Below are 3,316 nucleotides of genomic sequence, written 5' to 3'. Positions count from 1 at the left end.
TCGAGTCCGAGCCCGTACCCGCGCGCCTGCACCGCCAACGCCTCGGAGTCGGCGCGGTGGCGGTGCCACACGATTGCCGCAGGCTCGTACACCAGCTTGTCGCCGGCCATCAGAACCCGGAAGAACATGTCGAGGTCCTCACCGCCGTTGGTCGGGGATCCCACCCCCAGTGCCTCGTCGAAGCCGCCCAGATCGAACATCCGTCCGCGGTCGACCGCGAAATTGGCTCCGGTTCCGTACATCCCGACCTGGAACGGAAACAGCGGAACGTCGGCCGGTGGTTTCTTCAGGTCGTAGACCCGAGGCGTCACCGAACTCGCCCACCCGACGCGGCGATCGAAGTACGCCTGCGCCTGAGTCCTGATCTCCCCACTCGGCACGATGCCGGACACACACGTCACCCGATCGGCCCGCCCGAAGCCGCGCGCGATGCTCCGCAACCACCTGGCGTCGACGGCGACGTCGTCGTCGGTGAAGGCGACGATGTCGTGCCGCGCTGCCCGTAACCCGGTGTTCCTGGCCCTCGACAGACCCGCCGTCGGCTCGGACACGACGCGCAAGCGGGGGTCGCCCAGCCCGCGAACGTACCGTTGCGTGGCATCGGTCGGGGACGCGTTGTCGACGACGACCACCTCGAAGTCGGGGTAGTCCAGAGCGGACACCGACGCAAGCGCGCCCTTCAGATGGTCCACTCGGTCGCGAGTGCAGATCACCACGTGATCGGCGGCAGTGCCCGATCGGTGTCGGGCAGCGCGTCGGGCATCGGAACCTGCGCGAGCGACATGGCCGCCGCGCGTACATCGCTGCCGCCACCGCTCCGTCGACGACATCGAGCTCGACGAAGCCGAGCGGGTCCAGTCCGCGTCGGATCAACAGCCGGGCACGGTGGTAACCGTCGGAATCGTCGAGGTCGAGAGACTCCGGCAGATCCAGCTCCAGGTCGATGTCACCGATCCACACGGCACCGTCCCATTCGGGAGACTGGAGTCTGGGGAGTGCGGGAGGTAACACGGGAGGGTCCTTTCGGGGTTACACGTACGGGCAGGTACAGCGGAGTCTCAGTCGGCGCGATACCGCACCCAGTCGACCGTCATGGTCGCCGGGAACGGCGTGGAGTTGTCGGTGGGACCGGGCCAGTCGCCGGCAACGGCGACGTTGAACAGCAGGAAGAACGGCTTGTCGAAGACCCAGTAGTCGTCGCCGCCGATCAGGTCGTCCGGAGTGACGGTGGCCAAGGTGGTGCCGTCGATGCCGGTGGTCACGCGACCCGGTGAGCGTTCGACCCAGTAGGTGTGGAAGTTCTCGGACAGCGGCTCCGGGGGAATCCCGCCCGCGTCCACCTTCTGGCTCGTCAACGAATCGGGCTGGGGGGCATGAATTCCGGTGTGGTACTGATCGGCCTGGTTCAGCGTTTCCATGATGTCGATCTCGCCGGACAGCGGCCAGCCGACGGAGTCCAGGTCGGTACCGAGCATCCAGAACGCCGGATGCAGTCCGGCTCCGGCGGGCATCTTGATCCGAGCTTCGATGCGGCCGTAGGTGAACTCGAACTTGTCCTTGGTGGTCACTCGGGCCGAGGTGTATCCGTCACCGTTGCGCATGGCCTTGATGACCATGTTGCCCTCGCCGTCGAGAGACGAGTTCTCGGTCGAATCGGTGTAGTCCTGCTTCTCGTTGTTGCCCCAGCCGGTCCGGCCGACATCGTGACTCCACCGGTCGTTCGCCACCGCGTCGCCCGCCGTCCCCGAGAAGTCGTCGTAGACGGTGAAACCGGGCTTGGCGGCTGCCGTGTTGGACGCCGACGTCGTCGACCTCGCGTCGACGGTGCCCTGCGCGGTGGAGTCGGGATCGATGCCGGCTCCGTCCGAGCGTTGAGAAAGCCCGTACACGGTGCCGGTGATGACAAGACCGAGCACGACGAGGAACGCGAGAACGGAAGGCCAGCGCCGTCGGGGAGGCTCGACGATGAGTCCGGTTCCGGGAAGCCGCGAAACCTCGACGGTTCCCGCTCCGGACTCTCGGCTGGACGCGGAGTGACGACTCACGCGGTCTCGTCGACGTTCTTCGGCACTCGCGTCGCGTTGAACTGCGAGACCGACAGTACGACTATGCCCACGAGCAGTGCATAGGTGGCGATGCGTTCCATGGTGCCGATGCCGAGACCGAACTCGTGACCGCTCATGTAGGCGAAGTATCCGGCCAGGCCGACGGCACCGAGTGTGGTCACCACGATGCGGATGGGGCGTCGCAGACTCCGGTGCCCGCCGGCGATGACGAGGCCGAAGTTGCCGAAGACGAAGAACGCGGTGGCACCGAACGAATGGATCGGGTAGTTGACGCCCTGGTTGATCACGCCGGCGGTGATGGCACCCGCGCCTGCGACGAGGAAGAACGACGCAGCCCTACCGTCGATCCGGCGGACGATGTACCAGGATCCGCCCACCGCCGCGATCGCCACACCGAACAGCACCATCGAGGCGTTGAGCAGGACGTAGAGCTGGCTGCACGGCCAGTTGCCGGTTGGCCCGCAGAAGGGAACGCCGAGCTCGCTGATGTAGTTGTTCCGGTAGCTGTAGAGCCCGCGCCACGTGGCCGAGACGATGTACTCGACGAGGACGAACTGCACCACCGACAACCCGGCCCAACGAGCGACATGGGCGACGAAACCCGATCGCACCGGTGCAGACGTCGTGGGCGCGATGGAACTCGAAGTGGGACGCTTCGCTTCGGTGGTCATGCAGTCTTCTCCTGAGGGGCCAGCAATGAGAGGGGGTTCGCTGCTACGAGATCGAGTGCGGCTTGCACGGTGTGACTGTCGAAAACATTGTCGTGGAACGACGCCGAGACGAACACGACCGAACCGATGGTCTCCATCGTGATCATCACCGACTCCGGTTGGCCCGGATCGGCGATCACGAAGAAGGCGCGGTCGGCCGGCTCGGCAACCCAGGAGACCTGCTCCAGCTGCCTGACCCTACCGAGGTCGGAGTACATGAGCTGGACCTTCGGTTCCATTGGGACCTTGTCGCCGAACACCCCGGAGACGGCTTTGTGTTCACGCTTGTACTTGATGGTGCTGATCGTCGCCGATGCAATCGGACGACCCTTGGCGATGGCACCGGACAGTGCCCCGTGCACCTCCCCAGCCGAGGTGGGATCGATGTCGGAGAACCGGATCCCGGCAGCGAAGTTGCCGAGCACGACCGTCGACGGCGGAAGATAGCGGCGGCAATCGAAGAGAAACGCTGCGGACCGATCGAGCGAAAACGACGTGCGCGCGAACGCCGCGGCCACGGCCGCGCACATCACCGCGCTG

The 3,316-nt window shown here is 65.8% G+C and carries 3 protein-coding genes and 1 pseudogene; all 4 read right to left on the bottom strand.

Annotated elements, in window-relative coordinates; translation table 11 throughout:
- On the bottom strand, positions 1–830 hold an 830-nt coding region (locus tag RHBS_RS25955), incomplete at its 3' end, for a glycosyltransferase family 2 protein (protein ID WP_237669740.1).
- A 228-nt stretch (positions 831–1,058) separates the two neighbouring features.
- The gene (locus tag RHBS_RS25950; protein WP_237669738.1) at positions 1,059–2,045 is read right to left on the bottom strand and encodes a glycoside hydrolase family 16 protein; all 987 of its coding nucleotides are present in this window, start codon (positions 2,043–2,045) and stop codon (positions 1,059–1,061) included.
- Complete coding sequence (locus tag RHBS_RS25945) at positions 2,042–2,737, bottom strand: DUF998 domain-containing protein (RefSeq protein ID WP_121871039.1); 696 nt, start codon at positions 2,735–2,737, stop codon at positions 2,042–2,044. Before RHBS_RS25945 ends, RHBS_RS25950 begins: the two co-directional genes overlap by 4 nt.
- A pseudogene (locus RHBS_RS29325) lies at positions 2,734–3,316 on the bottom strand (hypothetical protein); the annotation flags it as partial. The gene RHBS_RS25945 and the pseudogene RHBS_RS29325, both read right to left, overlap by 4 nt.

Source organism: Rhodococcus sp. BS-15, assembly GCF_000813105.1.
Lineage (GTDB): Bacteria > Actinomycetota > Actinomycetes > Mycobacteriales > Mycobacteriaceae > Rhodococcoides.
Note: the sequence above shows the minus strand (reverse complement) of the source record. Positions and strands in the feature narration are given on the sequence as shown.